The sequence below is a fragment of the Streptomyces netropsis genome, assembly GCF_014203545.1.
Lineage (GTDB): Bacteria > Actinomycetota > Actinomycetes > Streptomycetales > Streptomycetaceae > Streptomyces > Streptomyces netropsis.
Genome location: NZ_JACHJG010000008.1, coordinates 93,033 through 111,401 on the forward strand (window position 1 = coordinate 93,033; position 18,369 = coordinate 111,401).

General features: G+C 67.6%; 17 protein-coding genes and 1 pseudogene. 10 read left to right on the forward strand and 8 right to left on the reverse strand.

The window, feature by feature from the left end; translation table 11 throughout:
* The first annotated feature begins 7 nt into the window (after positions 1 to 7).
* Entirely contained in the window at positions 8 to 886 is an 879-nt protein-coding gene (locus FHS38_RS19865) for an endo alpha-1,4 polygalactosaminidase (protein ID WP_184735230.1), read from the forward strand.
* A 270-nt stretch (positions 887 to 1,156) separates the two neighbouring features.
* Here the strand turns inward: FHS38_RS19865 and FHS38_RS19870 are convergent, their stop codons facing one another.
* Complete coding sequence (locus FHS38_RS19870; RefSeq protein WP_184735232.1) at positions 1,157 to 1,948, reverse strand: PLL family lectin; 792 nt, start codon at positions 1,946 to 1,948, stop codon at positions 1,157 to 1,159.
* A gap of 141 nt (positions 1,949 to 2,089) precedes the next feature.
* On the opposite strand from FHS38_RS19870, the gene FHS38_RS19875 reads away from it, so the two are divergent.
* Positions 2,090 to 2,970, forward strand: a protein-coding gene (locus FHS38_RS19875; RefSeq protein ID WP_184735641.1) for an IS5 family transposase whose coding sequence is annotated in 2 segments (ribosomal slippage) — positions 2,090 to 2,447 and positions 2,447 to 2,970 — 882 coding nt in all. Because the reading frame shifts where the segments join, the coding sequence is not laid out codon by codon here.
* Positions 2,971 to 2,982: 12 nt separating this feature from the next.
* On the opposite strand, the gene FHS38_RS19880 is transcribed toward FHS38_RS19875, so the two are convergent.
* Together FHS38_RS19880 and FHS38_RS35490 are read right to left on the reverse strand one after the other, a co-directional pair.
* Complete coding sequence (locus tag FHS38_RS19880) at positions 2,983 to 3,498, reverse strand: DinB family protein (RefSeq protein ID WP_184735234.1); 516 nt, start codon at positions 3,496 to 3,498, stop codon at positions 2,983 to 2,985.
* A gap of 214 nt (positions 3,499 to 3,712) precedes the next feature.
* Positions 3,713 to 4,549 carry a tautomerase family protein gene (locus tag FHS38_RS35490; protein WP_229822650.1) on the reverse strand — a complete coding sequence of 279 codons (837 nt, stop codon included), beginning with the start codon at positions 4,547 to 4,549 and terminating at the stop codon, positions 3,713 to 3,715.
* A 95-nt stretch (positions 4,550 to 4,644) separates the two neighbouring features.
* On the opposite strand from FHS38_RS35490, the gene FHS38_RS19895 reads away from it, so the two are divergent.
* The gene (locus FHS38_RS19895) at positions 4,645 to 5,016 is read left to right on the forward strand and encodes an ArsR/SmtB family transcription factor (RefSeq protein ID WP_184735236.1); all 372 of its coding nucleotides are present in this window, start codon (positions 4,645 to 4,647) and stop codon (positions 5,014 to 5,016) included.
* A 458-nt stretch (positions 5,017 to 5,474) separates the two neighbouring features.
* On the opposite strand, the gene FHS38_RS19900 is transcribed toward FHS38_RS19895, so the two are convergent.
* Entirely contained in the window at positions 5,475 to 6,308 is an 834-nt protein-coding gene (locus FHS38_RS19900; protein ID WP_229822649.1) for a DUF4232 domain-containing protein, read from the reverse strand.
* A 535-nt stretch (positions 6,309 to 6,843) separates the two neighbouring features.
* On the opposite strand from FHS38_RS19900, the gene FHS38_RS19905 reads away from it, so the two are divergent.
* The gene (locus FHS38_RS19905; protein WP_184735240.1) at positions 6,844 to 7,602 is read left to right on the forward strand and encodes a hypothetical protein; all 759 of its coding nucleotides are present in this window, start codon (positions 6,844 to 6,846) and stop codon (positions 7,600 to 7,602) included.
* A 49-nt stretch (positions 7,603 to 7,651) separates the two neighbouring features.
* Here the strand turns inward: FHS38_RS19905 and FHS38_RS19910 are convergent, their stop codons facing one another.
* Positions 7,652 to 7,969 (reverse strand): hypothetical protein, encoded by a 318-nt coding sequence (locus FHS38_RS19910; RefSeq protein ID WP_184735242.1) that lies wholly within the window; start codon positions 7,967 to 7,969, stop codon positions 7,652 to 7,654.
* 162 nt (positions 7,970 to 8,131) lie between these two features.
* Between FHS38_RS19910 and FHS38_RS19915 the strand changes: the two genes are divergently transcribed.
* Entirely contained in the window at positions 8,132 to 9,079 is a 948-nt protein-coding gene (locus FHS38_RS19915; protein ID WP_184735244.1) for a zinc metalloprotease, read from the forward strand.
* 103 nt (positions 9,080 to 9,182) lie between these two features.
* Here the strand turns inward: FHS38_RS19915 and FHS38_RS19920 are convergent, their stop codons facing one another.
* Entirely contained in the window at positions 9,183 to 9,683 is a 501-nt protein-coding gene (locus FHS38_RS19920; RefSeq protein WP_184735246.1) for a MarR family winged helix-turn-helix transcriptional regulator, read from the reverse strand.
* A gap of 39 nt (positions 9,684 to 9,722) precedes the next feature.
* Here FHS38_RS19920 and FHS38_RS19925 point away from each other — a divergent pair, with 39 nt between their 5' ends.
* From FHS38_RS19925 to FHS38_RS35495, 4 genes and pseudogenes are all read left to right on the forward strand, one after another.
* Entirely contained in the window at positions 9,723 to 10,346 is a 624-nt protein-coding gene (locus FHS38_RS19925; RefSeq protein WP_184735248.1) for a mycothiol-dependent nitroreductase Rv2466c family protein, read from the forward strand.
* A complete protein-coding gene (locus tag FHS38_RS19930; protein WP_184735250.1) occupies positions 10,324 to 11,583 on the forward strand; it encodes an MFS transporter in 1,260 nt (419 codons plus the stop codon). Before FHS38_RS19925 ends, FHS38_RS19930 begins: the two co-directional genes overlap by 23 nt.
* Before the next feature lie 671 nt (positions 11,584 to 12,254).
* On the forward strand, positions 12,255 to 12,689 hold the full coding sequence (locus FHS38_RS19935; protein WP_184735252.1) for a hypothetical protein: 435 nt from the start codon (positions 12,255 to 12,257) through the stop codon (positions 12,687 to 12,689).
* Between the two features lie 162 nt (positions 12,690 to 12,851).
* A pseudogene (locus FHS38_RS35495) lies at positions 12,852 to 13,055 on the forward strand (DUF2201 family putative metallopeptidase); the annotation flags it as partial.
* A gap of 14 nt (positions 13,056 to 13,069) precedes the next feature.
* Here FHS38_RS35495 and FHS38_RS19940 read toward each other — a convergent pair.
* Positions 13,070 to 13,861 carry an SDR family NAD(P)-dependent oxidoreductase gene (locus FHS38_RS19940; RefSeq protein WP_184735254.1) on the reverse strand — a complete coding sequence of 264 codons (792 nt, stop codon included), beginning with the start codon at positions 13,859 to 13,861 and terminating at the stop codon, positions 13,070 to 13,072.
* 110 nt (positions 13,862 to 13,971) lie between these two features.
* The gene (gene argG / locus FHS38_RS19945) at positions 13,972 to 15,396 is read right to left on the reverse strand and encodes an argininosuccinate synthase (protein ID WP_184735256.1); all 1,425 of its coding nucleotides are present in this window, start codon (positions 15,394 to 15,396) and stop codon (positions 13,972 to 13,974) included.
* Between the two features lie 728 nt (positions 15,397 to 16,124).
* Between argG and FHS38_RS19950 the strand changes: the two genes are divergently transcribed.
* On the forward strand, positions 16,125 to 18,323 hold the full coding sequence (locus FHS38_RS19950) for a hypothetical protein (protein WP_184735258.1): 2,199 nt from the start codon (positions 16,125 to 16,127) through the stop codon (positions 18,321 to 18,323).
* Positions 18,324 to 18,369: the final 46 nt, after the last annotated feature.

Here is an 18,369-nt window from a genome sequence, read left to right on the forward strand (position 1 = left end):
TGCCTCCGTGCCCCTTCTCCGTTCCCGCGCCGCTCTCACCGTCGTGATCCTGACCGTAACCCTTGCCACGGCTTGCTCCACCACCGGATCACAACAGGGCGACAGTCCCCGGAAGCCCTCCGCCACCGACACCACCACAGGTCCCGGTGGCGGCGCTCGGACGGAAGTGCGGGCGCCCACCGCGAACGCAGCCTTCGACTACCAACTCGGCGGCGCGTACCCACCGCCCGGCAAGGTCCAGGCCGTCTCCCGCGACCGCGAGGCCAAGCCCGTCGACGGTCTCTACAACATTTGCTACGTCAACGCCTTCCAGACGCAGCCCGACAAAGCCGTCACATGGTGGAAGAAGCACCATCCGGATCTGCTCCTGAAGAGCGACGACGGAGACCTGGTCATCGATGAGGACTGGGCCGAGCCCTTGCTCGACATCTCCACCCCGGCCAAACGCGAGGCCCTCATGGACGTCGTCGGCCCCTGGATCGACGGCTGCGCCGCAGCGCATTACGACGCGGTGGAACCGGACAATCTCGATTCCTACGAGCGGTCCGAAGGACGACTCACCGCCGAGCACGCGGCCGCTTTCGCCCGGCTCCTGGCCGACCGCGCACACCAGCAGCACTTGGCGATTGCCCAGAAGAACACCGCCGACCTGCTCCCTCAGCGCACCCGCATCGGCTTCGATTTCGCCGTTGTCGAAGAATGCGGACGCTACAAGGAGTGCCCCGAATTCAGCGATGCTTACGGGTCCAGGGTCTTCGACATCGAGTATGCGAAGAAGGATTTCGCCACCGCCTGCAGTGCCTGGGGGAAGGAGCTGTCCATCACCCTGCGCGACCGCGACGTCCGCCCTGCCGGTACTGACGGCTACCTCTACCAGTCCTGCTGACCTCGTTCTTACGGCCGACGTCGAACACCGCTCGACGCCGAGCGGCCTTCCCGCAGTTCAGCGGACATGGAGGGCGGGGCCACGTTCGTCAGTACGCGGGACTCCTGGCCGAAACCGGGGCGCCCGGGTCCGGGTCGGGCTGGAGGCAGCGCGGGCCGACCTGCCCCGAGGTGAGAGCCGGCGGCCACCGGACGAGACGGCCCGGGCGGATCGCGTGATCACACCAGGTGAACTGTCTGCCTCCGCAATCGACCTCGTTGCACCGAGGCCTCACGTGCATGCGGCGTTCGCGCACAGCTGCCACGGCTCCCAGGACAGGAAGCGATCCCGCTCGGTGGTCTGCCAGTAACGATCGCGGTTCCACTCGCGGGCGACGATGTGCAGCCGCCCGTCGGCGAGCTGGGTGACCGAGGTCGGCGAGCTCAGCCCCACGTCCGCCTCGGGAACCTTCCCCATCCATCGCACATCGGCCCAGTGGCCGTCGGAAGAGCTGTACTGGCTGCGTACGTCCATCGAGGTGTAGGGGCTGCCGCTGGAGGCGAAGGCGTGCAGGCGCCCGTCTCGTTCCTTGAACAGCACGATGCCGCCGTGGTACGGAGCCGGCTGCAGGCCGAAGTCCTCCGCCGGACCCCACTGGCCATCGGGCTCGGGCAGCACGGTGTGGCAGAAGCGGCCGTACGAGGGGATGAACGCCTCCAGCCCGCCGATGCTGTTCTCGGCCGCGACCACCTGGTAGAGCTTCGGCCCGGCGGGCACGGCGCTGACCCGCTCCCAGTCGCCGTAGGAACCACCGGCCACGTCCTGGGCCCGGTGCCAGACGAACGGCAGACCACTCATCGAGGAGTTGTCGTAGAACTGCTGGAACTGCTCGACCCGCCCGTCGGCCCGTGTCACCGACACCAGGCTCCCCGAAGCGGGCCGGGAGGCGAGGCCTTGGGCGTTGCTGTCGCCCGCGCAGGCGGCCGCGGCATGCGCGGCGGGAGAGATCAGCACACTTCCGGTGCACGCGAACAGCATCGCGATCACACTGTGCAGCACGTTGCGTAACAGTCTTCGGTGCACGACCGGTCAACCTCCAGCGCTCGACTGCGGCTCCGGGTGGTCCCGGAGCCAGAGCCGCATCCTCGCGTGTCGAACGCCGATCGGCTAGGGCCTGTCCGGCGGATCTTGTGACCGTCTGAGTCCTGGCTCGTTGGCATGCTCATGGGGCGGGGAAATCTCACAAGCGAAGAATGGGCCCGGCTGAAGCCACATCTGCCGAAGTCCAGGCAGCGCGGGGGGCGTTGGGAGAGCCATCGCAGGGTGATCAACGGGATTCTGTTCCGGCAGCGTACCGGGATGCCATGGCGGGATCTACCTGCACGTTTCGGTAAGTGGAAGACCGTGTACGAGCGGCATCGGCGCTGGTCAGCGGATGGTACGTGGGACAGGCTCTACGCGGCTGTCTTGGCCGATGCTGACGCGAGTGGCCGCATCGACTGGTCGATGGTGAGCGTGGACTCCACCTCCTGCCGGGCTCACCAACATGCCGCAGGAGCACGCAAGGAGCCTCCGCGGTTGCGGGGAAAAGACGCACGCCCCGGCAGCACCGCGCCGACGAGGGTCTGGGACGCTCCCGGGGCGGCCCGACCTGCAAAATCCACCTCGCCGGTGAGGGTGGACGCCGCCCACTCGCCCTGCTGATCACCCCGGGTCAGTGGGGAGACGCCCCGCAGCTCATCCCGGTCATGGAACGTGTCCGCGTCGCCCGCCTGGATGGCGGGCGCCCCCGGACTCGACCTGATCATCTCGGCGGAGACAAAGCTCACTCCTCCCGCCGAAACCGCCGCTACCTGCGACGACGCCAGATCAAGCACACGATCCCCGAGCCGAAGAACCAGCGGGCCAACCGACAACGTAGAGGCAGCAAGGGCGGTCGGCCTGCCGGCTTCAACAAGACGATCTACAAGCGCAGAAACGAGGTAGAGCGGACGATCAATGCCCTCAAGAACTTCCGGGCTGTCGCGACGCGGTTCGACAAACGCGCCTACGTCTTCTACGGCACCGTCATCGTTGTCTCGATCCGGCTCTGGCTGCGGTCGTGATCCACCGGGGATCTAGTAATACCCCTTCGCCCCGTCGAGTAGCTCCCTCACGATGTCCGCATGCCCCGCGTGCCGTCCGGTCTCCTCGACGAGATGGATAAGCATCCAGCGGAGGTTGGCGTTGCCGGAGCGGTAGTCGGGGTGGCGGCCGACGTCGTCCAGGGAGGCCGCGGCCACGATCTCGTTACTTCGGGCGCACTGGGCCTCGTACTCCGCGAGCAGCTGCTTCAGCGAGATGCCGTCAGTACGCCAGTTCGCGTCCTCGTCCGTCTCGTCAAAGGATGGGTTCTGCGTCTTGTCGCCGCCCAGGAACAGCACCTCCAGCCAGGTGTGCTCGACCCACCGCATATGGCTGATGAGGCCAGCAATCGTCATCGCCGGCGAGGTCGGGATGACGGAGCGGTGCGCGTCCGCCTCGCTCAGGCCATCGCACTTCCATCTCAGGATCTGCCGTTGCAGATCCAGCCAGCCGATGAGCGCGGTGCGCTCGTCGGCCTGCAAGGGGGGACGCTCAAGTGAAGGTGCCATGCCTGCGGACGTTAGGGCGCCCGGTCTCCGGCTGTCGCCTGATTTTCGGCTCAAGATCCGCCGGACAGGCCCTAGAGCACAACGGCTGGTGATGCCACGTCAGTCCGATACGGGGTGCTCTCCAGCGCGGCGACATCCCGTAGAGACCCCCGGGGTTCCACCGGGCCTCCTTGGGTGAAGGCGGCCCTTTGCACCCGGCTTGGGCGCTGTGGGCTCAAGCTTGCCGGACCAGCCCGATCGCCTCGATCTCCACCATCCACCGCGGGTCGGCGAGCGAGGAGACCTCGACGAAGGTCTCAGCAAGGTGGGGCCTGTCCGGGAAGTACTCCGCGCGAAGCCGGGTGAAGACGTCCTGCTGCCGGATGTCGGTGACGAACACGGTCGCTTTGATGGTGTCCGCGAGGCTGGATCCCCCGTTCACCAGGACCGTCGACAAGTTGGCGAGCGCCTGACGGACCTGGGCTTCGAAGTCACCGGTGCCGACCGTGCGGCCCTGGCCGTCGACCGGCGCCTGTCCGGAGGTGAAGACCAGATTCCCTACCCGGACGCCGAGCGAAATACCTGCCGACTCGTACCAGTCGGGGTCCGCGGTGACACGGACACGCTCGGGCGGGGAATCAACACCGGCGTGGGCGGAATCGAGCCGGTCCGATGGCTCACCGGATTCTCCTTGCTCCACGAGTTGGGCCACGCCGTTACCCACCGACCAGTCGATGCGGTCGTTCTCGGTGAGCGTGATCACCACGTCCTCCGGGCGGATGCCGGCGTCCGCCGCGAGGTTGGCCGCAATCCGGCGGTACAGCTCCTTCTTACGGCCCGGAGTGCGTCCGCGCACCAGGGTGATCTGGACGAACACGACGTCGCGGCGTTCGACGCCCATGTAGTGCTGGTCGAAGATCAGCTCGTTCTCGGCGTGAGTGCTGACGATCTGGAAGCGATCGTCATCGGGAATACCGATGGTCGCTACCAGGGCGCGGTGCACGCCGTTCGCGATGGCTTCGAGTACTGCCGGCTCTTTGTCGGAACGGGTAGAGATGTGGACCAGTGGCATGCCGACCTCCCAGGGATTCCTGATCCTCGAATCTACATCATGTTCGACTGTAAGCGAACATGATGGCCGCACGGGGATCATGGGAGACTGGGCCCATGGCCAGCCGGAATGCCACTCCCCTCGTTCACCCCGACACCGACGCCCTTGTCTTCACGGACGTCCTCACCGCCTTGAGCGACCCGCTCCGTCTGGCGGTCGTCGCGGAACTCGCCGAAGGCGCAGAGAAGCCGTGCGGCTCCTTCCGGCTACCTGTAAGCAAATCCACCCAGAGTTGGCATTTCCGGGTACTGCGCGAGTCCGGCGTCATCCGGCAGCGCGACGACGGCAACCGTCGCCTGAACTCCCTCCGCCGGGACGACCTCGACGCACGCTTCCCAGGGCTCCTCGCACTGGCCTTGCGCGAAGCCCAAGCTCTCCGCGTACCCCCCGAGGACTCCCCCGACTCCAACGGCCCTCCGCCCCCTTGACGCTGCCGGCTGCCACGACAAGCACACCGCCACCGGCCCCGGCCGCACAGACGATGTCCCGCAGCACCCCTTCCCGCGTATCAGGGGCAAAAGGCATCGGCGTGCGCGACGGCCCATTGGGCGAGAGTCCGCGGCGGGCGGCCGACAACATTCTCGACCGCTGACGTCACCCTGGCCACCGTCTCGGGCACCGTCGCCCACAATGTGCATCATGAACTCGATGCCCTCCTCGGGCCGGCCCTCGGCCCGCCATTGCCGTCGCGCCTGATCATCGGTCAGCTTGGTGAAGTGGATCCGGCGGCCGGTCGCCGCCGCGATGGCGGACACCTTGTCGGCCGATCGACTGCCTGGCCTTGTCCGGCCGCCATAAATGCCGGCATCTTCGACGTGGCGCTTGCGGACGCCGAGGCCCACAACCGCAGGACGCACGCGTCATGTTGCGGGAGGTCGCGGGCTCTTCACGGTCGCGCGGGGGCGGTGGGTGGGAATGACGGCTCAGGCGACTGCGCGCCGGGGCCGCCGCCGGTGACCGGCCCATTCGTTTCGTCCTTCTTCCAGGGGCCCACACCGAGCTTCCCCGTCGTGCCCAGGTCGAGCTCCGGGCTCACCATCACGGGGGCGGCACCGGGCTTTTCCCACACCCTCACGTAGGGGGCGTTCACGGGATCACCGGCACCTCCTCCGACGGTGTTGCGCCAGACCAGGCCGGCGTAGGCACGCTCGCCTGGCTTCAGGTCCAGCTGCTGGGGCGCGCCGTCGGCTCCGGTGCCGGTGGCAATGGCGCTGCCGCCATGGAGGATCTTCACGCTGTCGACGGGCTTGTGACGCTCGTCGAGGAGCTGGAGCTGCGGGTAGCCGTTGAGCCGGTGGGTTCGGGCGCCGCAGTTCTCCAGGTGGAGACTCACGACGCGGAGTCCCATGGCGGCGTCGCCGTCGTCGGCGTACACGCGCACTCCCGAGGGCGGGCAGGTGCCCTTGTCGGAGGGGGCTTCGCCGGCGGGGACGCTCCTCACCTCGGCGATCCGCACGCGTGCCGCCCCGCGGGGGTGTGAGGGCAGTCCGCTCATGACGACGGTGCGCTTCACGGTCCGACCAGGCTTGACGGAAGGGACTGTCTGCTTCGTATTGGTCAGCGCCTCTCCGGAATCCGACAGGAACTCGAAGGTGATCATGTAGGTGAAGGGTTCGGTCCCGTGGTTGGTGACATCGAACTCGGCGCAGGCACGGGCGCCGCCGCTCGAGCCGGTGATCTTGACTCCGCCCTTCTCCAGCCCGGCGGGGTTTCCGGGCAAGGCCGAAGTACTGGGCGCGGTCGGCGTGTCGGAGGCCTGAGCCCCGCAGGAGGACCTGTCGGGAGAGTTCGGGGAGTCCGACCTCTGCCTCTGCGTCAGGCCGTCGTTCTGGGAGTCGGCCGTCTGCGATCCGCAAGCCGTGAGCAGCAGGACGCCGGCGAGGACGACGGGAGGGGTGAAGGAGGCTCTACGCATACACCGAGTCGATCAGGACCAGACCGTGCCAGGCCATGACGGAAGCCACGATTCCGGTAACAAGCCGGTCACAGGGTGAGTGAGCCGTGCGGACGGGAGCTTCCCGATGAGAATTCGACCGCACGCGCCCGGATTCCCGGCCCCAAGTCCCGGGCTGCGGGGGCCGACGAGATGCCACGGCCCTCCGGTCGGTGCCGTCTCGCCGCGTGTGCGCGCCCGAAGCGCATGGCGCTAGAGGGTCGACGTCCCGCTGGGTGGCCTTCTCGCGGTGGTGTTTTTACAGCGACTACCTAGCCGTTGTAAGGATGCGCGCCGGGTACCCCCATGCGATAAAGGGAATATGGCGGATGCGCTGAAGAACGCCGATGTCGAAGTCAAGACCATCGCGTCTGACGAGGCGGCCGAGTCCGCGTGCCGACTGCTCGGGCTGGAGGCCGACGAGGGCAAGGGCCTCACGGTGTACTTCTGGGACAAGCCGTGGGCGGACGGCGACGACATCCGTCTCCCCTTGTCGGAGGCGGGAGTTACCATCCGGCTTCGGAAGCCCGCGAAGGGCGATGCGGACGACCTGACCGTGAAACTGCGACCGTGCATCCCGGAAGCGCTGCCTGCCGACTGGCGGGCGAGTCGCGACGGGGAGGACTGGGAATTCAAGATCGAGGAAGACTGGAGCGGCCGCAACCGCGTCTGGGCAGCCTCGCTGAAGGTGGAAGACGACTTCGACCGGCCCACCGCCGATGGCGGAGGCGGGGACGGGGACTCGCACCGACCCCGGCTGACCAGGGACCAAAGGGATTTGCTCGCGAGCGTCGGCGTCACCGACGACGACCTGGAGGGCATCGTGCCACTCGGCCCGGTCCAGGCCACCAAGTGGAAGCCCTCACGTCGCGACCTGATCCACCCGCTCGCCGCGGAATTCTGGAGCGTCGGCCCCGACCTGCGTCTCTTGGAGCTGTCGCTCCGGGTGCGTCCCGCGGAAGCCTCCACCGCACAGGACCTGCTGGAACGCGCTCTGCTGGACTTGGGCCTGCAATCACCTCAGGCGTCCAAGACCCGCAGCGTCCTCACCGCCCTTGCCCGTGCGCACCTGAACCGGTAGCGGTATCGGTAACGGCTTGGGCAGAGGGGGCCACGAGGGTGCGACCGTCTCAGGGAGTACGCACCTTCAGCAGTTTGCCGTCGCACTGCAGGATCTCGAGCCGGCGGTCGGGCCGGCTCGTACCGGGAAAACTGATGGCGAGTGACTTTCCGTCCGCCGTCGACCAGTGGCCGGGGATGATGTCGGGGACGTCGGCAGCACCGATGGCGTGGTCGATGTAGGTTCCGTCCGCGACGATCTCCATGCCCCTGCGACCGCGAGCGGGTGGGAACGGGTAGTCGGTCGGGCGGTAGACGGTGACCCCCTCGGTGTCCTCTTCGTAGGAGTGGGTCCACCGCTGGAACAGTTCGGCGGGCAGCTCGCTCATCGTTCCGGCCTTCCCTTGAGGGCACCTTTTGCCCGGATTTGCAACAGATGATAACCTTTTAGTGGATTACTTTATTCGCATCACCATGGCTTATTCACCGGAATACGGAAATGCCTCGCCGCGGCCACAGCCGCGGCCCACGGCCGAACCTGGAGGTGTGATATGTCAGAGAACGATGCGACCACCGCTCCCGCCCGCCGAGGCTGCGGCACGATGCCGGTGCACCATCTGCTGATGGCCGAGAACCCGGCGTACGCCGAGGCCCGCGTCCGGATCGAGAACAAGGCCTTCGCCTATGAGACCGGCGACGAAGCAACGGCACGCGTCGGCGTGACCCGCATCCCGGTCGTCGTGCACGTGGTGTTCAACACCGCCGCACAGAACCTCAGCGAGGACCAGATCACCAGCCAGATCGACGTGCTGAACGAGGACTTCCGGGCACTCAATCCGGACATCGACCAGGTCCCGCCGGTATGGAAGCCGCTCGTGGCCGACAGTCGCATCGAATTCCATCTCGCCACGCAGGATCCGCAAGGACAGCCCACCGACGGCATCACCCGTACACAGACCCAGGCCGCGAAATTCAACATACGGACCAACACCGTCAAACACGCGTCGAGCGGTGGGCACGACGCCTGGCCCGCCGATCGCTACCTCAACCTGTGGGTCTGTCCGCGCATCTTCGACCCCGCGGACCCCAACGAGATACTCGGCTATGCCCAGTTCCCGGGTGGCCCCGCAGAGACGGACGGGGTGGTCATCGGCCACCGGTTCTTCGGCACGACGGGCACGGCCTCCGCTCCCTTCAACGGCGGTCGCACGGCGACCCACGAGGTGGGGCACTGGCTGAACCTGCTGCACATCTGGGGCGACGACGGCCAGGGCTGCAACGGCGGCGACCTCGTCGCGGACACTCCGAACTCCGGCGGCCCCAACTTCGGCACCCCGACCTTCCCCAAGCTGTCGTGCAGCAATGATCCTGACGGCGACATGTTCGTCAACTACATGGACTACACCGACGACCAGGGCATGTTCATGTTCACGAAGGGCCAGGTCGCCCGCATGGAGGCCGCCCTCGACAGCGCCCGGTCGTCCTTCAACGGCGCCTGACGGGCGAACGGCCCGGCCCGGTCAGGGGGCGCGGCGGGGGTCACCGCCGCGCCCGCTGACTGCGAGGCGCAGGACGAGGCGCGGATGCCGGACCCCGGGGTGTTCAGTCATCACCTGGGGTCAGCGTTGAGGCGAACCGTTCGAGCAGGTGGGCAAGCCGCGCCTGCTCGTCCGCGCCGAGACCGGACAGGAGCCGTCGCTGGTTGTCCAGGTGGACGGCGATGAGCTCGTCGGTCAGTGCGACGCCCTCGGCGGTGAGGGTGATGAGGCGTCCACGCGAATCGGTCTCGGCGACGGATCTGCCGACCAGGCCACGGGCTTCGAGCCGGTCGACCCGTTTGGTGATCGCGCCGCTGGTGACCAGGACGGTGCGACTGAGCTCGCCTGCGGACAGCGCATAAGGCTCCCCCGAACGCCGGAGCGCCGCCAGCACGTCGAAGTCGCCGCTCCCCAGGCCCGCGGCCTGGAAGGGCGGGCGCAGCTGCTGGTCCAGCGCGTCGGTGAGCCGGAAGAGCCGGCCGACGACGAGCATCGGCGCCGCGTCCAGGTCGGGGCGCTCGCGCTTCCACTGTTCGACGATGGCGGCGATGGTGTCGGTCTGCATGCCTTCACTATATCTTCCACAGATGATAATTTACCTTCCATGGAAGATATTGCTCCCTCTCGCGCCGCCGTACCGGTCGTCTGTTACTTCGATCCCACCTGCCCCTTCGCCTGGGCCACTTCCCGATGGCTGCTCGAAGTCGAACGGCTCCAGCCGATCGACCTGCGCTTCCAGATCATGAGCCTGTCCGTGCTCAACGAGCACCGTGAACTGGAGCCCTGGTACCGCGAGTTCAACGACCGGGCCTGGGGCCCGGCCCGAGTGTGCGCGGCCGCCGAAGTCCTCCACGGCAACACCGTCCTGCGTGAGCTCTACACCGCGCTCGGCGGTCGCATACACGTGGGGCGCAACAAGGACTACGACGCGGTCATCACCGAGTCCCTCGACGAACTGGGACTGCCCGCGTCCCTGGCCAAGGCCGCACACACCGACGAGTTCGACGCGGCTCTGCGCGCCAGCCACCGGGCCGGACAGGAAGCGGTCGGCGAGGAGGCCGGGACGCCCGTCGTCGCCGTGGACGGCACCGGCTTCTTCGGCCCCGTCCTCACCTCCGTCCCGAGAGGCGAGGAGGCAGTCCGACTGTTCCAGGCCACGCGGACCCTGGCCGGGACGGGAGCGTTCGCCGAGCTGAAGCGGGGCCGTGGTGCGCTCGACTTCCGCTGAACCCGACGTTCGCACCCGGCGCCGACTCATCGCCGCGAGCCTGGTCGGCTCGATCGGCGACGGCATATACGTGCCATTGACGATGCTGTTCGTCCACTCGCTCACCGGCCTGTCGCTGACGTCGATCGGCGCGGGCCTGACCGTCGCCGGGCTCTGTGCCCTGGCGTTCATGCCGGTCGCGGGTGTCCTCATCGACCGTTTCAGCGGCCGACGGGTGCTCATCGGCGTGCTCGCGTTGCGCGCGGCCGGTTTCGCCGCCTACCCGCTCGCCGACTCCTACCCCGCTTTCCTGGCGATCGCCCTGGTGGTCGCGGTGGGGATGTGGGCCTCGTCGCCCAGCCAGCACGCCCTCATCGGCGAAATCGCCCAAGGCGCCGAGCGTGACCGACTACTCGCATGGGACCGGAGCCTACGCAACGCCGGTATGGGATTCGGCAGCCTGGCGGCGGCAGGCATGCTGGCGTGGAACGGCAGTGCCGGTTTCGTCGGCGCCGCCGTGGTGCTGGCCACGGTCTTCGCCATTGCCGCGGTGCTGGTGTCCCGGATCCCGGCCGTCCACGGCGGGGCCGGGCAGCCGGAGGGCACCCGGGGCGGATACCGGCAGGTACTCGCCGACCGGCCCTACCTGCTCATCACAACTGCCAACTTCCTGATCGCCTTCGGCTACACCGCCCAGGCCATCGCCCTACCGATCTTCCTCACTCGTGACATCGGCATCCCCAACGCCCTGGCCGGGGTCGTGTTCGCGCTCAACACCGCCCTGGTCGCCGCGCTCGGTGTCCCGGTCGCCCGCCTGACCCTGCGCGGCAGGCGCACCCGCACGGCTGCGCTCGGCGCGTTCGTCTTCGCGCTCTCCTTCGCCGCCTTCGCGGCCCTTCCCCACCTCTTCAGCGGCGCCGACGCCGTCGTCGCCGTCCTGGCGGTCGCGGTGCTCTACACCGCCGGTGAGCTCGTCCACTCCGCACCGTCGCAGGGCCTGTCGGTCCAGGCCGCCCCTGATCACCTGCGGGGACGGTACCTGGCGACCTATCAACTGTCCTGGTCGGTCTGCCGCACCATCGCGCCCGTACTGTTGGGATTCCTGCTCGACGCCGGGCGGTGGCACCTGTGGACGGTTCTGGCCCTGATGGTGCTGACCGGCGCGGCGATCCTCCTGCACGCCGAGCGCGTGCTGCCGGCACACGTCGTGAGCAACACTCGCGAAGCCACCACCACCGCACAGGAAGTCATGACCTGACGCACGGGGCCCAGACGACCCGGCCACGTTCGGCGCTCCCGGCGAAGCGGGGTATTTTCCTCCTACTTATCGAAGCTTGGGGGTCGATGATGTCCGGATACCGGAGGAAGTCCCGTGCCGCGCGGCCTCCCTTCCCCATGCCGAAGGGCATCCTCCTGTTCAGAACGCCGGACGGCTGGCGCCACAGCATCCTCACCGCGGCAAGCGGAACAGTCTGCGGACGCCTGCCCCAAGTTCCCATCGACGCCGCCCCGCGAGCAGCACAGGCCGCTGCCGTCACGATGCTGACGGAGCTCACACGCGACCACCACGGCGTCAGCATCGAGGTCCGATGGGACCCCGCGCCGTCGGCGGATACATGGACCGGCAGTGTTCACCCCGCAGCCCCCGGCTCCTAGCCGACAGGCGGTGCAAGAACAACCGGCGGCCGGCCCCGGCAATGTCACGCACCGAGCCCGCCGACCACCTTCGGTGGGAGAACTCCGCTGTCCGGACGGGGTGGGTGCTGTCCGGGACACTCTTCCGACCTGCCCGGACAGCGGGTCGGTGTCCGGGACGGGCGTAGCGCCTTGCGGCAGCGGCACGAGAGCAGCACCTTGAGCGAACGGCGCTGCCGCGCGGACCATCGGTCGCGCCGACCCCAGTCGGATCCATCCCTTCCAGGAGGAACCTTGCGCATTCGGGGAGCCGTAGCAGCTTTTGTCCTGACGGCCGGCCTGGCCGCCGGGGCAGGGCCCGCCCATGCGGGGACGACAGAAGCCGCGGCGTTCACACAGTTCGTCGGCGAGAGCACCAACAGGGCAAGCTCGGGGAGTGTTTGGTACGAGTACAGGAAGCGCAGTGACGGCTGGTACGACATCTCCGTCGATGACCCGCGGTCGGCCGACGAGTGGCCACACGACGGCTACGGCAGCATTCTCATGGTCATCTACGACACGCCAACGTCCAGTGGCGGTGGATACGTGCTCGCGCAGAACCAGGACATGGGAGACGACGCCGGCCCTGGCTTCACCAAGTCCAAGGTGAAGAACGCGTACTTCCAGATCTGCAACCGCAGCGACAACCTGGGAACCTGGTACAGCTGCGGGCGGCTGCACAAGAAATAGCGGCAGGGCAGGAACACGGCCGAGGGCGTGCTCCGCGCCGCCCTCGGCGCGCACGTCATCGAGTCGCCGACGGGCGCGGCGCCCCGCGCCCGACCGGCTCCCCTCGCGGCGAGCAAAAGTCCCCGGGGCCTGCTCGAACCACTTCGTGGCGGCTCCGAGCAGCCCCGCCCTGATGTCATCGTGATCCTGACCGACGGCCAGACGCCCTGGCCCGAGGGGCGACCATCGTGCCGGACGGTAGTGGGCCTGTTCCCTCGGCAGCATGCGATCCGGTCCTGGGACGAGAACGATCCCGACTACGTTCCGGACTCGCCACCCGCGTGGGCACGAGTGGTTGACATCGGGTCCTCTCCTGCCGCTCGGTAGTCCGAGGGAGGACGTCAGCGCTTGTGGCGCTGCCCCTTGGCGAGCTGTTCCGTGGTCTTGTCGCCGCCGACGCGGCGTTGGACGGCGGCGGACACGTTGGGGGCGACGCCGGCGACCAAGGTGACCAGGCGCAGGCTCAGCGGGGCCACATCCACCTCGGCGAGATTCTTCTCGATGGCTCGTACGGTCGCGCGCGCCACGTCCCGCGGCGAACGGGTGCCGACCCCCCGGGGCAGGGTCGCGCCGGAGTCGGCGAACATGCCCGCGTCCCTGATGACGCCGGGGAAGACGGTCGAGACGCCGACGTTGTGGGGCCGCATGTCCTCGCGGAGCGCGAGGGCGAAGCCGCGCATTCCGAACTTGGTGGCGTTGTAGAGGGAGGCTTGACCGGACGCGGCCTTCCCGGAGAGCGAAGAGATGAAGACCAGGTGACCGCGGCGGCGGGCGGCCATGCGTTCCCCGGCCAGCTTCGCCATCACGATGGGCGCGCGAAGGTTGACGTCGAGCGCGCGGTCGATCTCGCCGATGGAGTAGTCGGCCAGCAGACCTGTCGCCGGCAGCGCGGCGTTGGCCACGAGCACGTCGATCTCGCCTGCCTGATCCAGCAGTTCCTCGATCGCCTCGCGGTCGGCCAGGTCGGCAGGGATGGCCCGGCCGCCCAGTCTCTCGGCCAACGGCTTGAGCATGTCCGCGCGGCGCCCGGTGAGCACCACGTCGCTACCGCGGGCGGCCAGGCCCACCGCCAGCACTTGCCCGATGCCGCCGGTGGCGCCTGTCACCAACACCTTCGCGTTGCGCAGATCCATGTCAGGAGGATCCCACTGCCACCACGATCAGGCCAGGACGACCTGCGCCATGTTCGCCGGGCGGATCCAGGTCACCGCACCGTGGACTTCGTGTCGGCTCTATCAGTCCGTCAGTCCGTCCCCGACTCGATGGCCGCATGGTCGAGCGTGTCGGAAGCCGCTGCAACGGCTTCTGCCTCGTCGCTGGCCGCGGCGATGGCCACCGCACCGCCGGGGGCGAGCTCGCCGATGAGGCCGCTCCAGGGCCGGAGCTGACCGTGCTTGGCGTATTCCTCCAGCATCTTCCGCGTGTCGGCGATATCGAGGTTCCGCATGGTCAGCTGACCGATGCGGTCATCCGGGACGAACGCCGGGTCCTGACTGCGCTCCATGGACAGCTTCTCGGGGTGGTAGCTGAGGTTCGGGCCCTGCGTGTCGATCACGGAGTAGTCCTGTCCGCGGCGGAGTCGTACCGTGACACTGCCGGTGATCGGGTAGCCGACCCAGCGCTGCAGGCTGTCGCGGAGCATGAGCGCCTGCGGGTCGAACCAGCGGCCCTCGTAGAGCAACCGCCCGAGCCGACGCCCCTCGTTGTGGTACATCGCGACGGTGTCCTCGTTGTGGATGGCGTTGAGCAGCCGCTCATAGCACACGTGCAGCAGCGCCATACCGGGAGCCTCGTACACACCGCGGCTCTTGGCCTCGATGATGCGATTCTCGATCTGGTCCGACATCCCGAGCCCGTGGCGACCGCCGATGCGATTGGCCTCCCCCACCAGCTCCACCGCATCGGCGAACTCGCGCCCGTTGATCCGCACGGGCCGTCCGTGTTCGAACTCCACGGTGACGTCCTCGGTCTGGATGTCGACCTTGGGGTCCCAGAAGGCAACGCCCATGATCGGTTTCACGGTCTCAAGGGAGGTGTCGAGGTACTCCAGGCGCTTGGCCTCGTGCGTGGCACCCCAGATGTTCGCGTCGGTGGAGTACGCCTTCTCGGCGGAGTCCCGGTAGGGCAGGTCGCGCTCCGCGAGCCAGGCAGACATCTCGTGCCGGCCACCGAGCTCCGCCACGAACCCCCGGTCGAGCCAGGGCTTGTAGATACGCAGGTTGGGGTTGGCCAGCAGGCCGTAGCGGTAGAACCGCTCGATGTCGTTGCCCTTGTAGGTGGACCCGTCGCCCCAGATGGAGGTGTCGTCCTCGTGCATCGCCCGCACCAGGAGGGTGCCCACCACGGCACGGCCGAGCGGAGTGGTGTTGAAGTACGCCTGCGCGGCCGACCGGATGTGGAAGGCACCGCACACCAGCGCGGCCAGGCCCTCCTCGACCAGCGCGGCACGGCAGTCGATGAGCCGCGCCCGCTCGGCCCCGTAGGTGAGACCGCGCTCCGGTACCTCGGCGAGATCCGGCTCGTCGTACTGGCCGATGTCAGCCGTGTACGCGTACGGAAACGCGCCGCGCTCACGCATCCACGCCACCGCGACCGAGGTGTCCAGCCCCCCGGAGAACGCGATACCGATCCGTTCGCCGACCGGCAGCTTGCTCAAGACCTTCGACATGCTTGCACCTTAGACCCGCATGACGCGGGGCCCCTGATTCGCAACGTACGAGCGGCTCGGGAAAACCCCGAGAACTCAAGGGTGGCATATTCTTGCATTACAGCACAAGAATATGCCACCCTTGTACGCTGCAGCCTGCGGGCTTGTGCGAGAAGAAATCGAATACGCCAAGGAATCCCCGTCGGCATCTACGGCTGCTTACCTACCCGTTCGGCACGGATATAGCCCTTCTCCGACCCTGGGCACCGACGCGTGACGCCCGGACGGCGCAGCGCGCGGGACCGGCGAGCAGCTGCACTGGGCGGAAACACGCCGGGTGGCCCAGCGACCAAGCCGGTCACGCCGACGATCCCCCCATCTCCAAGCCCCCAGCCGGGCATCATTCTGACGAGGGGTCCGGCCCGGATGTCCGCACAAGGGAGCGTCCGGTCGGCGCCGTTGCCATGTGAGGCCATCGCGGTACCGAGCACAGCGATCTGTTCGCCTCCTTCGCAGCCCCTGCGTCCTGGGCACAAGGGTGAACGACGTCTCCGGCGTCCGAGGGCGCGATGGCCCGGGCCGAGTTACGATGCTTGTGGGTGGATTGCGACGTCATGGGCAGCTTCCCAGAGGAAGTCATTCGTCCCGGCCAGCGCCAGGAGTGACTCCGGTTGCGCTCATCGCCAGGACCGACCCCACCGTGCTCATGGAGCGAATCTCCCCTCCACGCCGGTTGAGGAGCGCATCTCATGACCCAGGATTACGGCGAATCGCAACGGAACGAGCCAGGCCCCGAAGAGGGGAAGCCTCTGAGGATGGTTCCTGGTGTGGGGGAACATACCGATGCCGAGGGTGTGCTGCGGAAGTACATCGACCCGGGGGCGACGCTGACACAGGCGCCGACCGCCCGGAAAGCCATTGAGCAGTTCATGAAAGCGCGCAGGGGCGACCTGAAGTCCGGGAACATCGATCTGCGCGAGATGGAAGCGAGCGAAGGCGCGGCAACGCTGAGAATCCGCTACCAGCAGTTCCACAACGACGTCCCCGTATCCGGCGCCACCGTGCAGGCCGTGGCCGACGTCAAACAAGGCAGCGTCATTCAGGTCGATCACGGCGGAGAGCTCGACATGACGGGTGCGCCCGGTCCGGGTGCCGCTCAGACCCCCGACGCCCTCAAGGGGGTTGCCCTCGCGCCCTTCGAAGGGGAATTCGAAGCCGCAGAGGTGGTCAAGGACGAACTCGCCTACATCCGCGACACGTCCAGGCCCACCCTGCCGAGGACCGACTACCCCAGCGCCTCGACCGTGCTGCTGGGGAAGGGCAAGAAGCCCGACGACGCACTGCATCTCATTCGTGATTTCCTCGTGGAGACCACCGGCCCCTTCGAGCACTTCCGCGTCGTCGTGGACGCCGTATCCGGCGAACTTCTGTGGATCGCGCTCGCAGGCAAGTACGTGGCGGCTTCCCTGAAGGTCTTTTCACCGGACCCCGTGACCGAGTCGGACGACAGCACGCTGCACGGAGGGGCCAGCGCGGCAACGCTCGACGTGTTCCGTCACGACGTCCAAGCCGAGATCGCTCCTGCCGCCGGCGGAAAGTTCCGACTCGACGGTGAGTGGTTCCAGTGCAAGGACTGGGACACCCCCGTCTTCGCCCAGCCGCAGGAAGCATCACCCAGCTTCTCCTACCAGACGTTTCCGAGTAATCGCGCCTTTCTGAGCGCGAACGCCTACTACTGGCTCGACTCGGCCGCACGCTACCTCCGCAGCCTGGGAAACCCGACGTTGAACGCCAACATGACGAAGGTGGAGGTCGATGCCCAGGCGTTCAACGGTGGCGACAACAGCGAGTGGATCGGGACGACTCCCCCGCGGATCCGCTTCGGTGAGGGCGGCACACCGGATGCCGCCGACTTCGGTGTCATCGTCCATGAGTACACCCACGGTGTCTTCCAGTGGCTCGGTGCGGACCACGGCGGGTCGGGGTCGTACGAGCACAGCGTCTGCGACGCCCTGCCCGCCATCTACCGGGACAGGTTCAATCCCACCGGGAACCGGCGCGCCGAGACGTTCCCCTTCGACAACAACGCCACCAACCAGTGGAGCACGGAGCGTCGGCTCGACCGCACCGAGCGGTTCGACGATGCGCAGTTCAGCACCTACAGCCCCGACCTCCGCAATTCGATGCTCGGTACAGCGCTGTGGCAGTGCTACCTCAGCATGGGTGGTGACTCGTCCGGTTCCGCCGAGCGGATCGAAGCAGCCGATGCCGTGATCAAAACGATGATGGAGATGTTGCTCATCGTGCCGGACAGCGATTCCACGAGCGCGGCGCATGCCGTCAGCATGGCCCAGGGCTGTATCTCGGCCGACTCGATGCTCACCGGCGGCCTGTTCAGCAAAGTGATGGACGAGGCCTTCATCGGCCAGGGACTGTGGCAGCGGCGGCCCGTGGACGTCTACATCCCGGACAACCCGGCCGACACCGGGGCCCTGCCGAGCCCCCGCCCGAGCCTGGCCTCTCCCGACATCTGGGTCCGCAACAACGACATCAGTACGGGCGACAATCCCGATCTCGGACACCAGGCGCCCATCAACGACCAGCCGAACCATGTGTATGTGCGCGTACACAACAGGGGAACCCAGGCTGCCGTGGGCGGAGCGTTCCAGCTCGAAGTCTTCCGGTGTGGCCAAGGCTCCGGGATGATCTGGCCGACGCACTTCCAGTCGATCGGCACGCTGGCGATCAACGAGGCGATTCCGGCCGGCGGTGCGGTGCGCGTCGGCCCCTTGGCGTGGACGCCGCACGTCGTCGATCACGAATTCCTGGCGGCGGTCGTACACGGCGCCCCGGACCCGGCGCTCACCGCCACTCTCAACGGACCGGTGACCGCCGACCGGATTGTTCGCTGCGACAACAACATGGGGTTGCGCGATGTGGCCTCGTAGACGGACAGCCCGCAAGGGCGGTCAAGACAGCGATGGACAGTATGTG